General features: G+C 71.0%; 18 protein-coding genes and 1 pseudogene. 9 read left to right on the forward strand and 10 right to left on the reverse strand.

The features are described from left to right. The 6 genes and pseudogenes from V7004_RS03555 to V7004_RS03580 form a co-directional block, all read left to right on the forward strand. Positions 1-475 (forward strand): annotated as a pseudogene (locus V7004_RS03555) (hypothetical protein); the annotation flags it as partial. After that, the gene (locus V7004_RS03560) at positions 472-2,595 is read left to right on the forward strand and encodes a hypothetical protein (RefSeq protein ID WP_334142247.1); all 2,124 of its coding nucleotides are present in this window, start codon (positions 472-474) and stop codon (positions 2,593-2,595) included. The pseudogene V7004_RS03555 and the gene V7004_RS03560, both read left to right, overlap by 4 nt. Further along, positions 2,592-3,647: a sortase gene (locus V7004_RS03565; protein WP_334142249.1), complete on the forward strand. Its 1,056-nt coding sequence runs from the start codon at positions 2,592-2,594 to the stop codon at positions 3,645-3,647. Before V7004_RS03560 ends, V7004_RS03565 begins: the two co-directional genes overlap by 4 nt. Positions 3,648-3,682: 35 nt before the next feature. After that, positions 3,683-4,879, forward strand: coding sequence for a glycoside hydrolase family 1 protein (locus V7004_RS03570; RefSeq protein WP_334142253.1), 1,197 nt, complete (start codon positions 3,683-3,685; stop codon positions 4,877-4,879). A gap of 47 nt (positions 4,880-4,926) precedes the next feature. After that, complete coding sequence (locus V7004_RS03575) at positions 4,927-5,445, forward strand: GtrA family protein (protein ID WP_334142255.1); 519 nt, start codon at positions 4,927-4,929, stop codon at positions 5,443-5,445. A 21-nt stretch (positions 5,446-5,466) separates the two neighbouring features. Continuing rightward, entirely contained in the window at positions 5,467-6,099 is a 633-nt protein-coding gene (locus V7004_RS03580) for a class I SAM-dependent methyltransferase (protein ID WP_334142257.1), read from the forward strand. A 17-nt stretch (positions 6,100-6,116) separates the two neighbouring features. Here the strand turns inward: V7004_RS03580 and V7004_RS03585 are convergent, their stop codons facing one another. Genes V7004_RS03585 through V7004_RS03595 form a run of 3 tightly spaced genes read right to left on the reverse strand, consistent with a single transcriptional unit; the run spans position 6,117 to position 9,333 of the window. Continuing rightward, on the reverse strand, positions 6,117-7,196 hold the full coding sequence (locus V7004_RS03585) for a hypothetical protein (protein ID WP_334142259.1): 1,080 nt from the start codon (positions 7,194-7,196) through the stop codon (positions 6,117-6,119). Then, the gene (locus V7004_RS03590; protein ID WP_334142261.1) at positions 7,183-7,950 is read right to left on the reverse strand and encodes a class I SAM-dependent methyltransferase; all 768 of its coding nucleotides are present in this window, start codon (positions 7,948-7,950) and stop codon (positions 7,183-7,185) included. The genes V7004_RS03585 and V7004_RS03590 overlap by 14 nt, the downstream gene beginning before the upstream one ends. A 3-nt stretch (positions 7,951-7,953) precedes the next feature. After that, positions 7,954-9,333 (reverse strand): glycosyltransferase family 4 protein, encoded by a 1,380-nt coding sequence (locus tag V7004_RS03595; RefSeq protein ID WP_334142263.1) that lies wholly within the window; start codon positions 9,331-9,333, stop codon positions 7,954-7,956. A 153-nt stretch (positions 9,334-9,486) separates the two neighbouring features. Between V7004_RS03595 and dtd the strand changes: the two genes are divergently transcribed. Continuing rightward, complete coding sequence (dtd, locus tag V7004_RS03600; RefSeq protein WP_334142265.1) at positions 9,487-9,924, forward strand: D-aminoacyl-tRNA deacylase; 438 nt, start codon at positions 9,487-9,489, stop codon at positions 9,922-9,924. On the opposite strand, the gene lnt is transcribed toward dtd, so the two are convergent. Then, positions 9,913-11,433, reverse strand: coding sequence for an apolipoprotein N-acyltransferase (gene lnt, locus V7004_RS03605; RefSeq protein WP_334142267.1), 1,521 nt, complete (start codon positions 11,431-11,433; stop codon positions 9,913-9,915). The two genes, dtd and lnt, sit on opposite strands and share 12 nt — an antisense overlap. A 170-nt stretch (positions 11,434-11,603) precedes the next feature. Here lnt and V7004_RS03610 point away from each other — a divergent pair, with 170 nt between their 5' ends. After that, on the forward strand, positions 11,604-12,443 hold the full coding sequence (locus V7004_RS03610) for an SDR family oxidoreductase (RefSeq protein ID WP_334142269.1): 840 nt from the start codon (positions 11,604-11,606) through the stop codon (positions 12,441-12,443). 48 nt (positions 12,444-12,491) lie between these two features. On the opposite strand, the gene V7004_RS03615 is transcribed toward V7004_RS03610, so the two are convergent. The 5 genes from V7004_RS03615 to V7004_RS03635 form a co-directional block, all read right to left on the reverse strand. Next, positions 12,492-13,271 (reverse strand): class E sortase, encoded by a 780-nt coding sequence (locus V7004_RS03615; protein ID WP_334142271.1) that lies wholly within the window; start codon positions 13,269-13,271, stop codon positions 12,492-12,494. A gap of 87 nt (positions 13,272-13,358) precedes the next feature. Beyond that, on the reverse strand, positions 13,359-14,156 hold the full coding sequence (locus V7004_RS03620; protein WP_334142273.1) for a metal ABC transporter substrate-binding protein: 798 nt from the start codon (positions 14,154-14,156) through the stop codon (positions 13,359-13,361). Between the two features lie 133 nt (positions 14,157-14,289). Continuing rightward, on the reverse strand, positions 14,290-15,144 hold the full coding sequence (locus V7004_RS03625; protein WP_334142275.1) for a cytochrome c oxidase assembly protein: 855 nt from the start codon (positions 15,142-15,144) through the stop codon (positions 14,290-14,292). Continuing rightward, positions 15,141-15,887, reverse strand: coding sequence for an SCO family protein (locus V7004_RS03630; RefSeq protein ID WP_334142279.1), 747 nt, complete (start codon positions 15,885-15,887; stop codon positions 15,141-15,143). Before V7004_RS03630 ends, V7004_RS03625 begins: the two co-directional genes overlap by 4 nt. A gap of 111 nt (positions 15,888-15,998) precedes the next feature. Beyond that, a complete protein-coding gene (locus tag V7004_RS03635; RefSeq protein ID WP_334142281.1) occupies positions 15,999-17,126 on the reverse strand; it encodes an LLM class flavin-dependent oxidoreductase in 1,128 nt (375 codons plus the stop codon). 133 nt (positions 17,127-17,259) lie between these two features. Here V7004_RS03635 and V7004_RS03640 point away from each other — a divergent pair, with 133 nt between their 5' ends. Continuing rightward, a complete protein-coding gene (locus V7004_RS03640; protein WP_334142283.1) occupies positions 17,260-18,336 on the forward strand; it encodes a Rieske 2Fe-2S domain-containing protein in 1,077 nt (358 codons plus the stop codon). A 68-nt stretch (positions 18,337-18,404) separates the two neighbouring features. Here the strand turns inward: V7004_RS03640 and V7004_RS03645 are convergent. Continuing rightward, a partial coding sequence (locus tag V7004_RS03645; RefSeq protein WP_334142286.1) for an alpha/beta hydrolase occupies positions 18,405-18,862 on the reverse strand: 458 nt, incomplete at its 5' end.

Consider the following 18,862-nt stretch of genomic DNA (forward strand, 5'->3'; position numbering starts at 1 on the left):
GGTCACCGCCAAGGTGGGCACCGGCGGGAAGATCTCGGTGTTCAACAACCGGGGCAACGTCCACGTGATCGCCGATGTCGTCGGGTACTACCGCACGGCCCCCGGTGCTGGCCTGGTGTCGTTGGATCCGGTGCGGATCCAGGATTCGCGGTCGGGTTCGCAGGTGGGGCAGTACGGCACCCCGTGGGGTGAGGGCGTGACCCGTGACGTGACGGTGGCCGGGGTCGGTGGCGTGCCGGCGGATGCCGAGGCGGTGGTGTTGAACGTGACCGTGACCGGGACGACGGCGTCGTCGTTCCTGTCGGTGTGGCCGAAAGGCCAGCCCCGGCCGACCGTGTCGAGCTTGAACTGGCAGCCGGGCTGGACCATCCCCAACTCGGTCACCGCCAAGGTGGGCACCGGCGGGAAGATCTCGGTGTTCAACAACCGGGGCAACGTCCACGTCATCGCGGACGTGTCCGGGTGGTACGGGTGAGCCGGCTGCTGAGACGGTGGCGGGTCAGCCCGACCGCAGCCGCCCTCATCCTCCTCGCCGGCGTGGCCGTGGTCATGACACACGATCGTGTCCAGGCCGCGGTGCAGAGCGTCCCTTCGTCACCGGTGACCGTCACCGTCGAGCCCACCTCGGAGATCGTTGATGGCCAGCGGCTGACCATCAACGTGCGGACCGCGGCCAGCCACGTCGTCTACCAGGCCGAAGCACAGGTGTGCCGCCCGGGCATCGGCTACGCCACCAGCACCGGCCCCCGGCCCGCCCCCGATTTCCTCCTGGGCGGCCCGAACTGCCCGAAGAACGGTCTGTCGACCTCGGCGCAGAGCACGGTCTCCAGCCAGTTCACGTTCAAGTACGCCCCGACCCCCGAAGGCGACACGATGTACCTGCGGGTCGGGGTCGGTGTCGCGGCGTGGACCACCAACGAAGGCGAGGAACAGCTCCTGCGTTGTGACGAGGCCAACCCGTGCGTCCTGGTGGTGCAGGTGCGCACCGCACCCGTCGGCGAGGCCCCGGTGTGGTATCCCCTCGTCTTTCCGCTGACCTTCCGGGATGCTGACCCGGTCACGAGCTGCGGGGGCGCGGCGGCCGATGTGCTCGACACGGCTGGTTCCGATTCGCTCAGCGACGCCTGGATCGCCTGGACCAAGGCGACGTGTAATACGCAAGGGATCTCCGGGGCGTGGACCAGGATGTCCTTCGGTGACGAGGGCGGGGCGGTCGGCCGCTTCGCTCGGGGCGAGATCGACCTCGCCTACACCGGTGTCGGGTATGACCCAGGTGCAGGCTTCGCCGGAGCCAGCACCCCGCGCCAGACGGTGGCCATCCCCATCGGGCTCAACGCCGCCGTGCTCACGGTCGGCAATGGGTACATCGACAACGATGGCCGGAAGCAGCCCTACGGCGAGCAGAGGCTCACCGCTGCGGAGATGGCGACGCTGCTCTCGGGTGGGGAATGGGCGATGGCGCCGTACGCCGCTGCGATGAAGCTTCGCAACCCGCAACTCGAGCGACCTGACCTGTTCCCCTCCTCGACGTCGGCGACGAAGGTCGGAGGCCCGTCGGAAGCGGGAGCCACCCCCTACTTCACCACCCGCTACCTCGACACCATGGCACCTGACGCGTGGAAGGTGCCGCTGGTCCCGATCCCCGGTGGCGCCATGCCGGGCCTCGATCGGGGTGTGCACCCGTCGCTGGCGATGGCGGACCCGACCTTCAATGGCTCGATCAACCTGCTCACGGGGCGTCCCGGCATCGCCAAGATCTTCGGATCCCTTCCCCCGGAAGGTGGCGGCATGTGGATCCTCACCGACCTCACCACCGCCCGCACCTTCGACCTTCCCCCGGTGGCCCTCGAGGCTCGCCCTGGCGCCAGGGTGGCTGCGGCGAACGAACCACGGTTCGCGCCACCGACCCCGGAGAACATGCGTCTGGCGGCGAGCACGATGGTCACCAACCCCGATGGGGTCGCCGTGCCCGACCCGAACGTCACCGACGGCTATCCCCTCACCTACGTGGTGTACGCCCTCGCTCCGGCAGAGCCACTGGTGGGCCGGGACGGTGTTTGCCGGACCGGCGCGCAAGAGGTTCTCGGCAAGTGGCTTTCGCACCTGATCGGGGAAGGCCAGGCTCAGCTCCCCGAAGGCATGGAACCCCTCACACCCGAGCTCCGGGCCGTCGCGATCGAGCGGCTTGCGCAGGTCGGTCAGGCTCCGGGCCCGGTGAGCTGCGACGTCCCGCCACCCCCCGCACCGTCCACGGCGAGTGGAGCGAGCGACGGGGGCGGCACCGATGGCATGGTGTCGTCCTTCCCGTCAGGATCCTTCCTGAGTGGACGGCCGAGAGCTTCCTCGACCCTCGCCACCCTGGCCGCCGACGGCGTCGCGGCGGCCGAGACGGAGGACGTGACCCTCAGCTCATCCGATCGCGAACTTCCCGGTTTCGCGGGGGGACTGCTGCCCAACGGTGTACTGGCGATGCTCGGCATCCTCGTGCTGGTCATGTTGCCGGCGGCAGCCGCACGATTGAGCGCTGGCCGGAGGGAGGAACACCTCGACGCCGAGTGGATCCCTGGAGCTGCGGGCCAGGAGGTGTCCCGGTGACCGTGCTGGTGAGCGGTCCGGTCGACCGGCCGCGCACCTCCGACCGCCAGGTCGTCGTCGAGCCGCCGGATCGGCCGCAGCAGTCGCAGGAACCGGCCGGCAGGTCGCGTCGCCGGGTCGGTACGAAGGCGCTGGTGGCGATGTGGGCCGGGGCTCTGCTCGTGTCGTTGGCGCTGGTGATCTTCGCCGTCGAGCCGGTGTTCCAGGCCCGCCGGCAAGCCACCCTCCTCGAGTCCTATCGGGCTCGCATCGAGCGGGCGGCGAACGAGTCTTCCAGCCTCTACGGCGTGACCGTTCCGACGAAGGCCCCCGAGCTCGGCGCGCCCATCGCCATCCTGGAGATCGGTGACCTTCAAGTCCAACAGGTGGTCGTGGAGGGCGCCACCGCCTCCCAGACCCGAGCGGGTCCCGGTCACGTCGCCGGGACCGCCGCTCCGGGTCAGCCGGGCAACAGCGTGGTCGTCGGCCGCCGAGCCGGGTTCGGAGGGCCGTTCGGTCGGCTGCACGAGCTCGAGCCCGGCGCCCGGATTCTTGTCACCACCACACAAGGGCAGGCGGTGTACACGGTCACCTCGGTCGGGGAGCGATCGGTCAGGTCCGTGCCGGAAGCCGACACGTCCAGCCCGGTGAACGCCGCGGCGACGGGGGGTGGCATCGGCACAGACGCCGGAGTGGACGACGGCACGGTGACGGTCGACGAGCTCTACGGCCCCACCGACGACGATCGGCTCACGCTCGTGACATCGGCCAGCTCGCTGCCGTGGAACAGCGACCGGGCCACGATCGTGATCGCCCAGCTCGAGGGCCTGCCGTTCCCGCCGACGCCCCAGAACGGCCGGGTCGACTCCGCGACCGGGCTGGCGGGTGATGCCGCTGCGGTGCCCTCGGTGCTGTTGTGCCTGCTGGCGCTCGCGTCGAGCGGCGTGGTGACGGTGCTGCTCTACCGGCGAGCCTCGCTTCGCGCTGCGTACCTGCTGACCGCCCCGGTGCTGATGGTCCTGCTGGTGGTCACCGCCGAGCAGCTGGCGCGACTGCTCCCCGCCTGGGTGTGACGACGGCCACGTGGCCCGGGCTAGCCTGCCCGCCCATGCGACGCTTCCCTGAAGGGTTCCGTTGGGGCACCGCCACCGCTGCGCACCAGGTGGAGGGCAACAACGTCAACAACGACTGGTGGGAGTGGGAGCATCGAGAGGGCACCGTGTGCGTCGAGCCGAGCGGTGACGCGTGCGACCAGTACCACCGCTATCCCGAGGATCTCCGGCTGCTCGGCGCACTCGGGTTCGACAACTACCGATTCTCGGTGGAGTGGAGCCGCATCGAGCCCGAGGAAGGCGCGTTCTCGAAGGCGGCGCTCGACCACTACCGCCGAGTCTGCGCCGAGTGCCTCGCCAACGACCTCGAGCCCGTGGTCACCTTCCACCACTTCACGACCCCCCGCTGGGCGGCGAATGACGGTGGCTGGCACGACGCGCGGATCGTCGACCGGTTCGCTCGCTTCTGTGAGCGCACGGTCGAGCACCTCGGGGACCTCATCGGCCGGGCCTGCACCATCAACGAACCCAACGTGGTCGCCTACATCGGCTATCAGGTGGGGGCGTTCCCGCCAGGCATCCTCGACGCGGACCTCTGGCGGGCGAGCTACGAGAACATGATCGCTGCGCATCGCAGAAGCTATGAGGTGCTCAAGGCCGGTCGCGGTGAGTTCCCGGTGGGCTTGACGTTGTCGATGAGCGACTACCAGCCCGTCCCCGCGGACGACGAGAAGGCGATCGCCACCCGCGACACCATCCGCTACTTCGCCGAGGACGTCTTCCTCGAGTCCTGCCGGGGTGACGACTTCATCGGGGTGCAGACCTACAGCCGCACCCGCGTCGGCCCGGACGGCCAACTCGGTCCCGAGGAGGGCGTGCCGGTGTTGGTGATGGGCTACGAGTACTACCCGGAATCGCTGGCGGCCACGATCCGCCGTGCCTGGGAGGTCACCGAGCACGTGCCGGTGCTGGTCACGGAGAACGGCATCGGCACCGATGACGACGAGCAACGCCGACGCTACGTGGAGCGGGCCCTCCACGGCGTGCTCGACTGCCTCGACGAGGGGATCGAGGTGCTCGGCTACACCTACTGGAGTCTGCTCGACAACTTCGAGTGGGCCTTCGGGTACGGCCCCCGCTTCGGGCTGGTCGAGGTCGACCGCCGCACCCAGGAGCGGCGGGTGAAGCCCAGCGCGTACTGGCTGTCGAGCGTGGTGCGGGCCAACGCCCTCAGCGACGGGTCGCCTGGCTGAGCTGGCTGGCTGTCACCTTCCGGTCCGTCCCACTAGCCTCTCGCCCGATGGCTGCCTCCACCACGGCCTTGCAGGATGCTCTGCAGAAGGTCCGCACCCATGGCCTCAAGTACTCCGCGGTGTCGGTCATCAACGTCATCGTCGGGCAAGGACTGCTGGTCTTCTTCAGCGCCATCCTCGGCCTGCGACCGGCGCCGTCGAACGTGTTGGCGGTGTGCATCAGTGCCGTGCCCGCCTACTACCTGTCGCGGGCCTGGGTCTGGGGCAAGAGCGGCAAGAGCCACCTCACCAAGGAGGTCCTGCCGTTCTGGGGGTTCGCGCTCGCCGGGCTGGTCCTCTCCACCGGCGCGGTGTGGACCGCGACCCACGTCACCGGAATCGCCGACATCCCTGTCGACCAGCGCAGCCTGGTCGAGAAGCTGGTGCCGAACGTCGCGAACATCGTCGCCTTCGGGGTGCTGTGGGTGGTGAAGTTCTTCGTGCTCGACGCCTACATGTTCGGCCGGCACCACCACGGCCCGGTCGACGGCCTCGACGGCGGCCTCGACGAGCCCGCGCCGGCGTGACCTGGCGCTCACCCCGGCACCATGGACCCTGAGCTGCGAGCCCTGGCCGAACGAGCCCGGGGGTTCATGCCACCCGACGAGGGTCTCGCGCTCCACGAGGCCGCCCTGGCGGTGCCCGCGGGAGGCTCGGCGATGCTCGAGGTGGGCAGCTACTGCGGGAAGTCGGCCATCTACCTCGGCGCCGCGGCCCGCGAGCGTCAGACGGTGCTCTTCGCCCTCGACCACCACCGAGGCTCGGAGGAGAACCAGCCCGGATGGGAGTGGCACGAGCCCGATCTGGTCGATCCCGCCGTCGGGCTGATCGACACCCTGCCGTGGTTCCGTCGGACCATTCACGAAGCCGGCCTCGAGCGGCATGTGATCGCCCTGGTGGGCGACTCGGCCACCGTGGGCCGCTACTGGGCCAGCCCGCTGTCGCTGCTGTTCATCGACGGTGGGCACGGCGAAGAGCCGGCGCACCGTGACTACGAGACCTGGACCCCGCACGTCGAGCCGGGTGGCCTGCTCGCCATCCACGACGTGTTCCCTGACCCCGCGGACGGGGGGCGGCCCCCGTACGAGATCTACCGGCGCGCTCTCGGGTCAGGAGACTTCGACGAGGTCGGCGCCACCGGATCGCTGCGGGTGCTGCGCCGCCGCTCCGGCGCCGGCTGACCGAGGGCGCTGCGACGTCAGTCGCGGGAAGGGTCGGCGACGTCGGCGGTGCTGATCAGCGGTGGGAGCAGGTCGTGGTCGACGAACAGCGACGATGCCTTCGACGTGCCGGCGAGCGCGTCGGCGGCGAGCACGATGGACGCCGCGGTGTAGGTGGTCTTCTCGTTGCCGGGGAAGTGCACCATCTCCGGGAACACGACGCCGGTCCAGTAGTGCCCGTCGTCGGCTCGTAGGCCCTGCGCCCACTCGAAGAGGGTGACCGCCAGCTCGCGCTCGCCGATCGACAGGTACGCGAGCAGGCACTCGCAGGTCTCCGCGGCGGTGATCCAGGGACGGTCGCTCACGCAGCGCACCCCGAGGTCCTCAACCAGGAACGTGTCGCGCCGGGACTGGAGGCGCTCCCGACCCTCCTCGCCGGTGAGCACACCCGCGAGCACCGGGTAGTACCAGTCCATCGCCCAGCGGTGTTTCGGGGCGAAGGCGTCGGGCAGCTCGCCCCGGACGTGGGCCCGGATCACGTCCGCGAGCCGGCCGGCACTCAGCTCCCAGTCGGGGCGCTCATGCCCCAGCAGCTCGGCGAGGGCGATGGCGCAGCGCAGGCTGTGACACATGCTCGAGCTGCCGGTGAGCAGGGCGAACGACCACGGAGTGCCGTCCGCGTGGCGAGCCCAGATGATCTCGCCCCGCGCGGTCTGCAGGTCGAGCACGAAGTCGATGGCCCGCTCCACCACCGGCCACATGGTCTCCACGAACCCGCGGTCGCTGAAGAGCAGCCAGTGGTGCCACACCCCGGTGGCCACGTAGGCGATGGTGTTGGCGTCGAGCTTGTCCTGCTCGATGCCGTCGGCCAGGTAGTACTGGTGCCACGACCCATCGGCCCGCTGCTTCGAGACCAGCCACTCGTAGGCCCGTTCTGCCTGCTCGCGGCGACCGCCGAGGGCGAGCGCCATGGCGGCCTCGACGTGGTTCCACGGATCGGCATGCCCACCCGGGAACCAGGGGATCATCCCGTTGGGGAGTTGCCAGGAGGCGATCGCGTCCACGGTGTCGTGCACCTGGCGGGCGGAGAGGATCCCGGGAACGTCAGGCGCCGGCATGGGACAGCTCCCGTGTGGTGGTCGATCGGTGGTCGCGAACGGGTTTCGTCGCGTAGACGACGAGGCTCTTGCCGAGCACCGGGTTGAGGATCTGCTCGGGCACCCGCGTGAGCAGCGGTCGCTCAGCGATGTCCCAGACCAGCAGGCGGTTGTACAGCTTGACCAGGGGGAAGTCGTCGTTGCGGGGGCCGACCGCGCACTTGAGCCACCAGTAGGGGGAGTGCAGGGCGTGGGCCTTGTGGGATGCGCCCGGGGTCAGCCCGGCACTCGCCATCTTCGCCCGGAGTTCGCCTTCCGAGTAGATGCGGACGTGCCCACCGACGGCCTTCGGTGCGTGGTACTCGTCGGAGAGCAGCCAGCAGATCCGCTCCGGCAGCTCGCTGGGGATGGTCACGGCGATCGCGCCACCGGGCCGGAGCACCCGCACCAGCTCACGCAGCGCCCCCACGTCGTCGGGGATGTGCTCCATGACCTCCGAGGCGATGACCCGGTCGAAGGTGTCGTCGGGGAACGGCAGCCGGGTGGCATCGCCGTTGACCGTCACCGCCATGCCGTCGGGCGGTGCCTCGCCCGCGAGGGTCATCGCTTCGAACAGGGCTCGCACCTGCTCCAGCTCGGGCACCGCCATGTCGCAGGCCACGACTCGCGCTCCTCGCCGCAGGCCCTCGAAGGCATGCCGGCCGAAACCGCAGCCCAGGTCGAGCAGCAGCTCCCCCGCGCGCAGGCCCAGACGGTCGTAGTCGACGGTCAGCATGGGCTAGCGCTCGCTCCCCGGGCGCCCCGCCCGCGCTCGCCGGTACCTCGGGGCGCTCGCTGCGCCGCCGGGGCGGCGGGCCTGGATGTGCGCGGTCTCGGCCAGCAGGGCCCGGTACTGCTCCACGGTGCCGACCGCGGTGTGCCGCCAGGTCCACCGGTCGATGACCCGCTGCCGGCCGCGGGCGCCGACCGCGGCCCGCAGCTCGGGGTTGTCGAGCGCCTCGCGGATCTTCGCCGCCAGGGCGTCACTGTCGCCCGGCGGGACCAGCAGCGCCGTGTCGCCGTCTGCGCCGACGACCTCGGGGAGCGCGCCGCCGGTCGTGGCCACCAGCGGGACGCCGCAGGACATGGCCTCGATCGCCGGGAGTGAGAACCCCTCGTAGAGCGAGGGGACCACGGCCAGTTCTGCCTCGGAGTAGAGCTCGATGATCCGCTCTTCGGGCACGCCGGTGACGAAGGTGACGGCATCGCGCAGGCCCAGCTCGTCGATCGTGCGAGCCGAAGGGCCCCCTTCCTTCAATCGGCCGATCACCACCAGCTCGACGTGGCGCTCGGTGCGCAGCTTGGCCACGGCCTCGAGCAGGTACCGCAGGCCCTTCATCGTCACGTCCGCGCTGGCGGTGGTGATCAGCCGGCCGGGGACCCGGCGCACGTCGGGCAGCGGGCGGAACAGGTCCTGGTCGACCCCCACGGGGACCACGTGCATGCGCTCGAGCGGCACCTTGTGGTCGGCGTGGATGTCGTTGTTCGAGTTCTGCGAGACCGTCAGCACGCGGGTCATCCGCGACGCCACCCGCGTCTGCATCTTGGTGAAGGCGTACCAGCGAGCCTTGGCGAAGCGCTGCCAGGTCGTCTCCGCGTGCTCCATCTCGAGCCGGCGGTCGACGGTGATGGGGTGGTGGATGGTGGCCAGCACCGGCAGCCCCAGCCGCTCGATGCCGAGCAGGCCGTAGCCGAGGCACTGGTTGTCCTGCACCAGGTCGAAGTCGTTCACCCGCTTGCGGAGGTGCTGGAACGCCCGGATCGAGAAGGCGAGGGGCTCGGGGAACGTGCCCATCGAGAACGCGGTCACCTCGACGAAGTCGCCGAGGGTCTTGAGCTCCCAGATACCCGGCATCCGCATCGGGAAGTGGTCGTTGTAGATGTCGAGGCTGGGGAGCTCCACCAGCGGGACCCGCTCGTCGAGGATCGGGTAGGGCTGGCCGCCGAGGACCTCCACGTGGTGTCCGAGATCGGTGAGGGCCTTCGTGAGATGGCGGGTGTAGACCCCCTGTCCGCCGACGTGCGGCTTGCCCCGGTAGGCGAGGAACGCGATGGACAGCGGGAGGTCGCCGTCGGCGGCGCGCTCCCCCCGCCGCGATGCCCCGTTCCCCGGCTGCATAAGGTCCCCGAGTCTCATAGCCTCTGACCGATCGGTCAAGTGCGGCGGGTGGCCAGTGACGGTGGTCACACCGCTTTGGCGAACGCGGATCGCCGAGCCACCGCCCCCGGGCGGTGAGGGGCGGCACGGGAACCCCGACGGAGGGACGGTCAGGTGCGGGCAGTCGTGCAGCGGGTGACACGGGCGCAGGTCGCCGTGGCCCACCAGGTGGTGGGCCGGATCGGCGAGGGGCTGTGCGTCCTGGTGGGGGTGACCCACCACGACGACCGAGCCACCGCGGCGAAGCTGGCCTCGAAGCTGTGGACGCTGCGGATCATGGCCGACGGCCACGGGGTGATGAACCGCTCGATCGCCGAGACGACCCGCGAGCTGCTGATCATCAGCCAGTTCACCCTCTACGGCGACACCCGCAAAGGTCGCCGGCCCTCCTTTGCCGCCGCGGCTCGGCCCGAGCACGCCGAGCCACTGGTCGAAGCGGTGGTGGCCGAGCTGCGGTCGCTGGGTGCCCGGGTCGAGACCGGTCGGTTCGGGGCCGACATGGCGGTCGAGCTGGTCAACGACGGGCCGGTCACCCTGCTCCTAGAAGTCTGACCTGGCCGGGACCGGTGCCCGGGGCGAGCGCTGCCCCGCCGCCACCGCGCGGCGGGTCAGTTGGCCCACGACGAGCGCCAGCACCGCGAGCACCACGATGGGCACCCGACCGAACCGGGTGGCGATCGTCTGTCCCTCCCGGAGCTGGGCGATGCCCTGCAGCACCCGGGTCTCGCTCACCCCTGAGCGGGCGAGCAGGTCACCGTCCGCGTCCACCACCGCGGAGAAGCCGGTGGGCGCGGCTTGCAGCACCCACCGCCCGCTCTCGATCGCCCGCAGCCGCGACGATGCCACCTGCTGGGTCTGCACCTGCGTCAACCAGTACGACGACCCGTTCGTCGGGTTGAGCAGCACGTCCCCCCCGTGCGCGATCCCGTCGCGCACCCGGTCGCTGAAGAAGACCTCCCACGAGATGACCACCCCGAACCGCCCGGCCGGGGTGTCGATGGTCGCCGGCTCCACACCGGGGACCGCATCCCGAGCAGGCAGGCCGGCCCCCTGCCCCGCCAGCCGCTCGATGAGCCCGCGCATCGGCACGTACTCCCCGAACGGGACCCGCCGGACTTTGTCGTAGCGGTCGCCGAAGGTGCCATCGGGATTCACCACCATCGAGGCGTTACGGAAGTGCTCCGGACCGTCACCTTCGGTGGCGCCCACCACGAGTGTGGTGCCGAGTCGGCGGGCGAGCGCGGACAGCTCCCGACCCTCGGCGCTGCCACGGAGGTCGCCTTCGACGCTGACCACGTTCTCGGGCCAGAGCACGAGATCGACCGGTGTGGTCACCGCTTCGGTGGCGGCGAGGTGCCGTTCGAAGACCTCGCGCTCGTCGGTGTCCGCCGCCCGGGTGCGTTGGGGACCACCGCCTTGGACCACGGCGAAGGCCAGCTCGCCGGTCGGGTGGCCCCGAGGGGCGACGCCGGCCAATCCCGTCACCACCACGAGCCCGGCCGCGATGGCGCAGGCCAGCGCCCATCGGCGTTCCCAGGCGGCGGAGAGGACAATGCCGCCCACGACCACCAGCGCCGACACGAGCAGGTCGGTGCCGAGGCGGGCGGTCTGGCCGAGAGGTGCCGCGGCCTGCCCCATCGCCAGCGTTGCCAGCGGTACCCCACCGAAGGGGAAGGTCCACCGGGCGAGCTCGGCCAACGTGACCGCGCCGGGCAGCGCGATCCACCGTCCGGGCAACTGGGGCGGCACTGCCAGCGCGGCGAAGGCGAAGTACGTGGCATAGGCGGCTTGTGCGATGACGTAGCCGGGCTTGGTGAGGTCCCACATCCACAAGGTGGCCGGGAACAACCAGGCGGCGGCCACCAGCCAGGAGCGGACGAAGCGGGCCCGGGCGGGCTGGCCGGCGAGCAGGCGATCCCACAGGGCGATGCCGACGAAGGCGAGGGGCCACCACCCCCACGGTGGCACTGCGGCGGCGACGGCGAACCCGGCCAGCACGCAGCGCACCGCGATGCCGGAGGGGGTCGACCACCGGGGAACCGTCCACCGAGGCGAGGTCATCGCTGCCCACTTTCGCGTCGGCGCCCGGACGGTGCACGGCGACCCGCTCCCGATCCGGCTGGCCTTTTCCCGTTCTGGCAGGTCAAACGCGTGCCCTGGCACGCGTTTGACCTGCCAGAACGAGCGGTAGGGCTGGGGGGTAGGGCTGCGGGGGGTAGGGTCGCCGGCTGATGACCGGACCCGGGCCGCTCGACGCGTTCGCCCCCGACCTCTTCACCGGCCGGGTGGCGCTGGTGAGGGGTGGTGGCACCGGGCTGGGTCGGCAGTGCGCCCTGGGGTTCGCCCGGTACGGCGCTGACGTGGTGATCGCCAGCCGTGATCCCGATCACTTGGCGGGGTGCGCGGCCGCGATCGAGCACCTCGGGCGCCGGTGCCTGGCCGTGCCCACCAACATCCGCCAGCCCGCCGAAGTCGAGCGCCTGCGCGACACCGCCTACGAGCAGTTCGGCAAGGTCGACTTCCTGATCAACAACGCTGGCGGGCAGTTCCCCGCGTTGCCCTCTCAGATCTCCGACAACGGCTGGCGGGCCGTCGTGGACCTCAACCTCAACGGCACCTGGAACATGGTGAGCCGGTTCATGGGCCCGATGACCGACGCCGGGTACGGCTCGATCGTCAACGTGGTGCACGTCTTCTCCTTCGAGCGCGGCGCGCCGATGTTCGTCCACTCCGGCGCGGCCCGGGCCGGGGTCGTGAACCTGACCCGGACCATGGCGCCCTACCTCGGCTACCACGGCGTGACGATCAACGCGCTGGCCCCCGGCACGATCGCCACCGCGGGGATGCACGAGAACGAGGTCGGTCGCCTCGGCTACGACGAGGAGGCCTGGTCCCGCAAGGTGGAGGAGATCGGTCCCATGCGGCGCATGGGGACCGCGGAGGAGATGGCCGCCATCATCCTCTTCCTGTGTTCACCCGCGGCCCGTTTCATCAACGGAGCGGCGATCGTCGCCGACGGGGGCGAGCTCCGGAGCAACTGGCCGACGTTCTTCGAGCGCGGCAGCCTCTGACCGGCGCGGCGCGCCAGCCGTGCGCAGCGTGCCAGCGTCTACCGGTGCCTAGCCGTCCGAGCTGGCGAACGGATCGGTGGCGGTGGCCACCGGAGGGTCGGTGGCTGGACGCACCAGCAGCGTGTGGTCCGTGCGGCGGGCCTCGGCGTCGAGGGGAGGGAGATCCTCGTCGCGGTCGACCGGGCGTCCCTGGTCGTCGAGCAGGCGGAGCTTGGCCACGATGCGCTCCCGGGCGGAGCCGGGTGGGTGGCACGCGAACAGCGTGGCGGTGTGCGCCCAGGACTGGGCGGCGATGTCCACCCACTCGGCGGGCACGGTGATCACCCCCCGCACCTCGTAGACGAAACGACCGTCCACCGTCGTGAGGATCACCCGGTCACCGGCCTCGAGCTCGTTCAGGCGAGCGAAGGGTTTCGAGTAGGTCGTGCGGTGACCGGCGATCACCACGTTGCCGAGGCCTCCCGGCCGAGCGGTTCCCGGCCACCACCCGGGTCCCCGGTTGATCGCCGTGAGGGTCACCCCCCGTTGCACATCCGCCACCACGCCGAGCTTCGGGATCTCGATGGTGCCCACCACGATCTGGGGGGTGGGCGCGTAGGGGTTGTCCGGGAGCGCCTCGGGGATCGGGAGGCTCGGGCGTTCGGTGGTGACCGCCAGCGTGGGTGCCGGCCGGCCCGCTGACCCCACCACGATGCCGGCCCCGCGGCCCAGGAGCTGGTCGGCCGGCTCGGGTTCGGTCCGCCAGGCGATCGTCGCCCCGGCGAGCACCACCGTGACGAACACCCCGATCGGTACGGCGAGTCGAAAACGCCGAGTCCGTTGCCGCATCCTGGCGATTGTCGCGCCTGGACGGGCCGGGTGGCGCGCGAGCACGCCGGGGTGCCCGTGCCCCTGGAGGTGGGTGAGTGGGTCCGATCAGGTACCCGGCCTGAGAGCGGTGGCGAGGTTCCGGGCGTCCACCACGAGTAGGCCCGGGAGGGTGTCCGCCCCCGAGCCCGGCGGCCCGAGGGCCGCGGCATAGAGCACCACGTCGGTCGGCTGGCGGCCCTCGCCCGGTGCAGCGATCGACAGCCCATAGCGGTTGGCGAAGTAGCCCAGGTGGGGATCATCGGTGACCAGGGTGCTCCCTCCGGCGAGGGGTGCCAGTGCACCCTGGACCGCCTCATCCGCGGCGGCGAGGTCGTGCTCGAGGCGATCCACGTTCACGGCGGTCAACACCGCGAGCTCGGGCGACCGCACGTCCAGCGCGGCGGCGATGGATCGAGCCGCCTGGGCCGCTCGATCGGGATCCATCCAGAACGAGGGATCGGGTGCACCGATCTCGGGGGCATCCGGACCGGTGGGCGCCGGCCCCGGCTCGTAGGCGGGCGTCCGGCCGTAGGGCTCCGGGGCCAGGTCTTCGAGGAGGAACAGCACCTCGGTGCCGGTGCGCCGCGCTGCGTGGAGGGCGGGTTGCAGGCCCCGCTCGAACCCACCGCCGACCGCGATCACCAGATCGGCGTTGTCGAGTTGCCGCGCCAGCTCCGCGTCGCCGGTGAAGGTCCTGGGATCGGCCCCGGCCGGCACGACCACCGTCACCTGCGCGCTCGGACCGGCCACCGTCCCGGTCAGCCACCCCACGATGTCGGTGGTGGCGAGCACCCGGAGCGTGCGGGGCGCGCTCCTGGCGCAGGACACGGCCACCGTGGCGACGAGGAGCGCGAGCCCGATCACGGCCATATGCGTCGGCCGGGGTGACGGCCGGCGGGTCGATCGCCACCGGCGACCGTGCCGGACGCCGGCCGGCAGCTCCCCCGGGGCAACCGGTGGCCGTCGCATCGTCGCCTCCGACCGCGCTCCCGTGGGCTCAGCCCGAGCGTGAACCCGCGGACGTGGCCATCGCTGCGGGGCGCGTCGCCCCTCCGTCACGCATCGCCCAGCGGACGAAGATCACGAAGATCACGGTCCACACGATCGGGATGTTCCCGATCTTCATGAGGATCCCTGCCATCTGCTGGTCGTCGCTCGCCGAGAGGCCATAGACCCGCGGGGCCAGCTCGTAGGTGCGGTAGAGGGGGAAGTCGGCGAAGGTGAGCATCCCGCCCGGCACCATGGCGATGGCACCGGCGGCCAGGAACAGGTAGACGCACTGCACGGCGGGGGAGGGATGGCGCAGCTCCCGCAGCGGGCTGGCGAGGGGGGTCCACAGCAGCAGCCCCGACAGCAGCCAGGTCAGGTCGAGCAGCATCGAGCCGAGCTGGCTCGAGCGGAACGTGTCGACCGTGAACGGCGCGTGGGTGGCGATCAACACCAGGTTGTAGCTGATGCCGGCCACCACGGGTCTGGCGAGGAACCGCAGCGCCGGCCCGAGGCGGAACCGCTCGACGGCGGGTCGCACCATCCAGTCCGGGATGCCGAGCAGCAACAGCGGCGCGGCGACGAGGGTGTAGAGCATGTACTGGACCATGTGTGCCGTGGCCAGGTAGCCGGCGCCGAGGGTCCCGAGCGGCCAGTCGGTGGCCAGCCAGAGCACCGCCATGCCCAGCGCGAACCACCACCGCTTGCGCCGGTCGCCCGGCGCGATGGGCCTGCCACCACGATGGTGGCGATGCCAGCTCCACGCGTAGCCGGCGATCAGCGTCAGCATCGCCACCCAGATGCCGGGGTAGGCCCGGAAGGCCCAGCTCCAGGGCTCCCGGGTGGCGCTGCACCACCAGCTCACCGCGCCGCCCCCTGGCTCCCGGCCGGCGGCCAGTCGCTCTTCGAGGCCAGCCGGGGGAGGTCTCGCACCCAGTCTTCCTGGCGGGTGCCGAACGGGTACACCAGCCGCACCCGATCGTCGGGGGTGATCACGAACACCCCGGAGGTGTGGCCGACGACGTAGTCGCCGCGGGCATCGGGATCCTCGGCCACCGCCACCGTCGCTCCCATGGCCCGCTGGGCTGCCTCGATCGCCGGCAGGTCGCCGGTCAGTCCCACGAACCGGGGATCGAAGCTGTGTACCCACGCGTCGAGGCGCTCCGGGGTGTCGCGGGCCGGGTCGGTGGTCACGAACACCATCTCGACCGGCACGTCGACCCGCTGCAACGCCTGAGCGATGGTGGCCATGTGGACGGGGCACACGTCCGGGCAGTTCGTGTACCCGAAGAACACGAGGGTGAGCCGCCCGGCCGTTCGCGCCTGGAAGTCGTAGGCGCGCCCCGACGTATCGGTGAGCACGAACGACGGTCGGGGTTGCGCCGGTTCCAGTACCCGCCCCGCCCATTCGCTGCGACCAGGTGAGCCACCATCTCCCGAGCGGGTAGCCAGGGTGATGGCGGCGATGGCGAGGAGCATCGCGCCGCCGACCAGGAACGACGCGACGACCCAGCGGGGCACCGATGGCGGCCGGGCTGGCGGCGCGGCCTCACCGGAGGGGGCGTCTGGAGCGGAGCCGGTGGAGTCGGTGGAGATGATGCTGGTCACGACCATGCCATTGTCGCCGACGAGCGGGGAAAAGCGCCCATCGCGGCCGGCACGGCCTGCTCGCCCCAGTCTGGCCCTCGGTCCGACCCACCGTCCCGCCCCGCCGGGTCGTCAGCTCTCGGCCGCGTCCCGGAAGCGTGCCGTGCGATGCACCGGATCGGTGTCGAAGCGGGGGATCACCTCGGTACCGAACAGCTCGAAGGAGGCCAGCGCGTCCTCGAGTGACATCTGGGTCGTGAGCGGGCTGAACACGAGCTGGTCGATGCCCAGGTCGCGGTAGATCTCCACCCCCTTCGCGCAGTCGTCGGGGTCGCCGGCGATGATCGCCCCGGTGGCCGCCAGCCGCTCGACCTCGTCCGGGGTCGGTTCGGGGATCAGCTCCGGCCAGGCCGGCACCCCCTTCGGGCGGGGGAAGGTGTCGAGCCAACGCAGCACCTGCGAGTGGTAGTAGGACATCCCGATGCTCGCCGCCAGCTTGAAGGCGTCGTCGCGGTTCTCGCAGCAGACGAGGTTCGTCACGCACAGGATGTTGTCGTTGGCATAGCCGGTGACCGGGTCGCAGTCGCCGATCGCTGCCTTGTACGCGGCCGCAGCGGCCGGGATCTTTGACTTCGCCGGCGGCCCGAAGGCGAAGCACAGCACGCCGAGGCCGTTGGCGGCGGCGATCTCGAAGGTCTCCGGGTTGCCCGCCGCGACCCACATCGGCGGCGGGGTCTTGCGGTACAGCTTGGGGACGACGTTGCGCTCCGGGACGGAGAAGTACGTCCCGTCGTGCCGGTAGCTGGACGAGGCCCACATCTTGGGGAACTCTCGAAGCGTCTCGGCCCACATGTCACGGGTCGAGTCCCAGTCGGTCACCCCGAAGCCACCCATCTCGGTCGTGGACGAGCCACGGCCGGTGCCGAACTCGTAGCGACCCTCCGTCAGGTGGTCGAGCGTGGCCACCTGCTCGGCCACCCGGACCGGGTGGTTCACCGCCGGGGTGGTGTTGGTGATCGCCGAGCCGACGTGCAGCGTCGTCGTCCGGGCCGCCACGAACGCCGCGAAGACCTCGGGCGAGGCCATGTGGGAGTACTCGGTGAGGAAGTGGTGCTCGGAGGCCCAGGCGTATTTGAACCCCCAGGCCTCCGAGCGGACGGCGATCTCGACGCTCTCCATCAGCCGCTGGTGCTCGAGGCCGGGATTGCCCTCGGCGAGGGGGGCAGGCACCGCTCCCTGGGCGAAGAATCCGAACTCCATGGGCGCTCCTTCACGGTGAAAACGAGAACGTGTTCTCGTTTTGGGACGGTTCGTCTTGTACCCGGAGCGCCCCGGGGGCGATAGGGACGAAGGTCCCTATCGCCAGTACGAGAACACGTTCTACATCTGAGCCATGACCCGATTCCCCTTCCCCGTCCCGTTCGGCTGGTACCAGCTGGCCTGGAGTGACGAGCTCGCGGCCGGCGACGTCTGGCCCCTCTACTACTTCGGTCGAGATCTCGTGCTGTGGCGGGACGCGGAGGGTGCCGCCCACCTCCAGGACGCGCTCTGCCCCCACCTCGGTGGCCACCTCGGGCACGGCGGGCACGTCGAGGGGTGCGAGCTGCAGTGTCCCTTCCACGGGTGGAAGTTCGATGCCGAGGGGCGCAACAGCGAGATCCCCTACAGCGACAAGGTCAACCGCAAGGCGCGGCTCACCACCTATCCGGTCATCGAGCGCAACGGGCTGCTCATGGCCTGGTACCACCCGTTCGGGGCCGAACCGAGCTGGGAGATCCCCGAGATCCCGGAGTTCAACGACCCCGACGCCTTCTCGCCCATGGTGCGCCGGACGGTCGAGATCCCCGCTGCCTGGCAGGAGATCGCCGAGAACCAGGTCGACGCCGCGCACTTCCGGTACGTCCACAACACCGACCAGGTGCCCGAGGTGACCCTCTACGAGACCGACGGCCCCCTGGCCCGCATGCGCTCGATCCAGCGCTTCCCCACCCCCCGGGGGGTGGTCGATGGCCGCATCGACGTGGACACCTACGGCCCCGGCTTCGGGGTGATCCGTTTCAGCGGGATCGTGGACACCGTGCTGATGGGGTGCAACGTGCCCGTCACCAGCGACGAGTGTGAGCTGCGGTTCAGCTTCACCGTGCGCAAGCTCGACCACGACGCCGCCACCTCGACCGTCGGCGACGCCTTCGTCGAGGAGGTCACCCGGCAGGTGATCGAGGACATCCCGATCTGGAAGTACAAGGGCCACATCACCAAGCCGGCGCTGGCCGACAACGACGGGCCCTACCTGAAGTTCCGCAAGTGGGCATCCCAGTTCTATGCGGAGGGCGTGCATCTCGACCGGGCGGTCTACCCCCCGCGCCGGCCGTCGAAGCCCCGCCCCGAGCCCGAGGGCACTCGCAAGCTCACCGCGTCGTCGAGGCTCAAGCACGAGGACGTGATCAGAGCCGACATGATGTCGGGCTGAGGCGGGCCTGGCCGGGCCGGCGATCCGCCGGCGGGCGGGGCTGCGAGTCGCCGGGTGAGGGGCCCGGTTCAGCGGCCGGCACGGAGGCGGCCGAGCCAGCGGTCGAGGGCCTCGACCGCCGGGGGTGCTTCGAGATCGTGGCCGCCGGGGTGTTCGACCCACGTCACCTCGAGGCCGTGCCGTTCCAGGGCCCGGCGGGCACTGCGGCCCTGTACCACCGGCACGATCTCGTCCTGCTCGCCGTGCACCAGCAGCACCTCGGTGTGGCCCGCGGCGTCGGCGAGCGCCCACTCCACGCTCGGGTCGTGCGGCAGCCACGCGGCCACCGCTCCCACCGCCGTCGGCCGCCACCTCGCCCCGCGGCGCAGCGCGAGCGCCAGGGCGGTGGCCGCACCCTGCGAGTAGCCGACCACCACCGCGCCGGCGGGATCGACCTGCGCCGCGGCGCAGGCATCGACCACCTGCGCTTCGAGCCGGTCGAGCGTGCAGCTCAGGGGTGGGGAGGCATCGGCGGGGCCGTCAGGGT

The sequence above is a fragment of the Rhabdothermincola sp. genome, assembly GCF_036846205.1.
In the GTDB taxonomy this organism is placed as follows: domain Bacteria; phylum Actinomycetota; class Acidimicrobiia; order Acidimicrobiales; family Acidimicrobilacustridaceae; genus Rhabdothermincola.

Coding starts and splice junctions, on each gene's coding strand:
- V7004_RS03610 (WP_334142269.1), top strand. CDS start 11,604: ATGACCGGACCCGGGCCGCTCGACGCGTTCGCCCCCGACCTCTTCACC.
- V7004_RS03580 (WP_334142257.1), top strand. CDS start 5,467: ATGGACCCTGAGCTGCGAGCCCTGGCCGAACGAGCCCGGGGGTTCATG.
- V7004_RS03570 (WP_334142253.1), top strand. CDS start 3,683: ATGCGACGCTTCCCTGAAGGGTTCCGTTGGGGCACCGCCACCGCTGCG.
- V7004_RS03635 (WP_334142281.1), bottom strand. CDS start 17,126: ATGGAGTTCGGATTCTTCGCCCAGGGAGCGGTGCCTGCCCCCCTCGCC.
- lnt (WP_334142267.1), bottom strand. CDS start 11,433: ATGACCTCGCCTCGGTGGACGGTTCCCCGGTGGTCGACCCCCTCCGGC.
- V7004_RS03585 (WP_334142259.1), bottom strand. CDS start 7,196: ATGCCGGCGCCTGACGTTCCCGGGATCCTCTCCGCCCGCCAGGTGCAC.
- V7004_RS03615 (WP_334142271.1), bottom strand. CDS start 13,271: ATGCGGCAACGGACTCGGCGTTTTCGACTCGCCGTACCGATCGGGGTG.
- V7004_RS03590 (WP_334142261.1), bottom strand. CDS start 7,950: ATGCTGACCGTCGACTACGACCGTCTGGGCCTGCGCGCGGGGGAGCTG.
- V7004_RS03640 (WP_334142283.1), top strand. CDS start 17,260: ATGACCCGATTCCCCTTCCCCGTCCCGTTCGGCTGGTACCAGCTGGCC.
- V7004_RS03575 (WP_334142255.1), top strand. CDS start 4,927: ATGGCTGCCTCCACCACGGCCTTGCAGGATGCTCTGCAGAAGGTCCGC.
- V7004_RS03595 (WP_334142263.1), bottom strand. CDS start 9,333: ATGCAGCCGGGGAACGGGGCATCGCGGCGGGGGGAGCGCGCCGCCGAC.